At 74.1% G+C, this 2,121-nt stretch carries 1 protein-coding gene and 1 pseudogene; both read right to left on the bottom strand.

Annotated features, from left to right (window positions below; genetic code table 11):
* Nucleotides 1-227: pseudogene (locus GTW43_RS18790) on the bottom strand (hypothetical protein); the annotation flags it as partial.
* 228 nt (nucleotides 228-455) lie between these two features.
* Nucleotides 456-2,121, bottom strand: a 1,666-nt coding sequence (pepN, locus tag GTW43_RS18785; protein WP_161303186.1) for an aminopeptidase N, incomplete at its 5' end; no start/stop codon positions are given.

Here is a 2,121-nt window from a genome sequence, read left to right as displayed (position 1 = left end):
AGCAGGGCGGCGCGCAGCCGCTCGTCGCCGCTGGGCGGTCCCGGGTGCAGCAGGAAGACCCCCGGCAGCAGCTGCCGCCAGGGGCCGCCCGGCCGGCACTGCTCCTGGGCGGCCGCCGGGCCGACCCCGTGCGCTTTCAGCTGGGCGCCGCTCATGACGCGCGGCTGGATCCGGCCCAGTTCGCGCAGCGGGCGGGGGAAGAGGGGAGCGGGGGTGTTGTGGTTCATGCCCCGGCACTTTCCCGGCCCGGCGGGCGCCGCTAACCGCTGTTACCGTCCCGTCGACAAAGCCGGACAAGCCCGCCCTCAAGTCGGTCCGCGCACCGGCCGAAGAAGGCCAGGCGGCCGGGTGGGTTACGGCCGGTCATACCCGCATTCGGTAACACCGGATGCCAGGGCGCCCCGGAGGGCGCCCCCGCACCGGCCGTCCGCCGGTCGCCGCCGGGCCGGGGCCGCCTACCGCCCGCCCGCCGCCGTGTCGCAGGCCTGGCCGCGCAGCGACCGGGCCAGGTCGTCCCGGGCCTCCAGGACCAGGCGGCGCAGCGCGGGCGCGGCCTTCTCGTGCCCGGTCAGCCACGCGTCGGTCGCCGCGAGCGTCGCGTCGGAGTCCTGCAGCGCCGGGAACAGCCCGCGCACGACGTCCATGCCGATCTGGATCGACCGCTCGTCCCAGACCCGCTCGATCGCCGCGAAGTACCGCGCCGCGTACGGCGCGGTGAGCTCGCGCTGGGACGGCTGCTGGAACCCGGCGATCGTCGCCTCCACAAGGGCGTTGCTCAGCGCGTCCGACTCCACGACCTGCGCCCAGGCCTGCGCCTTGACGGCCGCGGAGGGGCGGGCGGCCAGGCAGCGCACCTGGTGCCGCTTGCCGGACGCGGTGTCGTCCCGCGCCAGTTCGGCCGCGAGCGCCGCCTCGTCGGCGACCCCGTGCGTCGCGAGGGTCTCCAGGAACGCCCAGCGCATCTCCTGGTCGACCTCGAGCCCGTCGATCTTCGCGCCGCCCTCCAGCAGGCCCTGGAGCATCTGGAGTTCGGCCGGGCCCGAGGCCACCGACGCGAAGAAGCGGGCCCAGGTCAGCTGGTGCTGGCTGCCCGGCTCGGCGCGCCGCAGCTCCGTGACCGCGCCCTCGGCGAGCAGCCGCCCGCCCTCCTCGCGCCAGGCGGGGGCCGCGTAGTGGGTGAGCGCCGAGCGCGCCCAGGCGTGCAGCATCTGGAGCACGCCGATGTCGGACTCCCGCCCGGCGAAGCGCAGCACGAGCCCGACGAAGTCACGGGCCGGCATGAGCGCGTCCCGCGTCAGGTTCCACAGCGCGGACCAGCACAGGGCGCGGGCCAGCGGATCGCTGATGTCCCCGAGCCGCTCGCGCAGCGTGGCCAGCGAGTTCTCGTCGAAGCGGATCTTGCAGTACGTGAGGTCGTCGTCGTTGACCAGGACCAGCTCGGGCGCCTCGGCTCCGGCCAGCTCGGTCACCGCGGTCCGCGGCCCGTCGACGTCGGCCTCGGCGCGCGCGTACCGCTCCAGCGTGCCCTCGGGCGTGCGCCGGTACAGGCCGACGGCCACCCGGTGCGGGCGCAGCTCCGGGTGGGAGGCGGCGGCCTCCTGCACGACGGCCAGCTCCGTGATCCGGCCCTCGCCGTTCAGCGTCACCTGCGGGGTGAGCGCGTTGACGCCCGCCGTCTGGAGCCAGGACCGCGACCACGCCGTCATGTCGCGCCCGCTGGTCTCCTCCAGGACCGACAGCAGATCGCCGAGCTGCGTGTTCCCGTACGCGTGCCGCTTGAAGTAGCGGCGCGCGCCCTCCAGGAACGCGTCCCGGCCCACGTACGCGACGAGCTGCTTGAGGACGGAGGCGCCCTTGGCGTACGTGATGCCGTCGAAGTTCAGCTTGGCGTCCTCCAGGTCACGGATGTCGGCCGTGATCGGGTGGGTGCTGGGCAGCTGGTCGGCCCGGTAGGCCCAGGACTTGCGGTTGTTGGCGAAGGTGATCCAGCCGTCGGTGAAGCGCGTCGCCTCCACCATCGAGAAGGAGCCCATGAAGTCGGCGAACGACTCCTTGAGCCACAGGTCGTCCCACCACTGCATGGTGACGAGGTCGCCGAACCACATGTGGGCCATCTCGTGC

The sequence above is a fragment of the Streptomyces sp. SID5785 genome, from assembly GCF_009870065.1.
Classification (GTDB): Bacteria; Actinomycetota; Actinomycetes; order Streptomycetales; family Streptomycetaceae; genus Streptomyces.
The sequence above is the reverse complement of the archived record's forward strand: the minus strand, read 5'-3'. Positions and strand labels throughout refer to the sequence as shown.